At 47.1% G+C, this 707-nt stretch carries 2 protein-coding genes; both read left to right on the forward strand.

What is annotated here, in order from left to right; all coding sequences use genetic code 11:
• The coding region (locus R7Z77_RS25615) for a molecular chaperone (protein ID WP_318137084.1) at positions 1-306 on the forward strand (306 nt) is incomplete at its 5' end.
• The coding region (locus R7Z77_RS25620) for a 4Fe-4S binding protein (protein WP_318137085.1) at positions 293-707 on the forward strand (415 nt) is incomplete at its 3' end. The genes R7Z77_RS25615 and R7Z77_RS25620, both read left to right, overlap by 14 nt.

Below are 707 nucleotides of genomic sequence, written 5' to 3' on the forward strand. Positions count from 1 at the left end.
TACTTTTTGCAGCGTTGTGGTTTTTCTTTGGAATCTGACCAACGTGAACCAGAAGATCAAATCGGCTTGATGCTGATGGTGTTAGGCATGTTGATTGAAACTGAACAGCAAAAACTGGCGGCTGAAATGCTACGCGAACACTTGATGACGTGGTTTGGTTTTTTCAACAAACGCTTCAAAAAAGCGGTGACTCTCACGCCTTACTCAAAACTGTCGAACCTTACTGAAGAATTACTTCAATCTTTGAGTGAGCAATACCAAGTCGTTGTGCCAGCAAAGAGAGATTACTCGGATGCGCCAGTCTGAATCGGTTGATCTAAGCAAGCGGCGTTGTTTTTCGTTCCGTCGTGCACCAGTTGAACAAGCTCAAGAGCCTCGTGTTAAAGCGAGACCTCCGTATGCGCTGGAAGAATCGATGTTCACGCGTCTGTGTGATGGATGCGGTAAGTGCGCTTCGGCATGTCCAAGCCAAATCATTGAAATGGTCGATGGCGTGGCCGCGTTAGACATCAGCTACTCAGCATGTGATTTATGCGGTGAGTGTAAGTCGGCGTGTCCTACATTGGCGCTTTCAAACCAAACAGAGTCTACAGGCTTGATTGCAACTATCTCGAACAGCTGCGAAAACTTATACGGTTATTGCGGCAGTTGCGAGGACAGTTGCCCTTACGATGCATTGCAATGGCAAGACGATGCCAAACCCAAAA

This window comes from Vibrio sp. 1401, assembly GCF_033340295.1.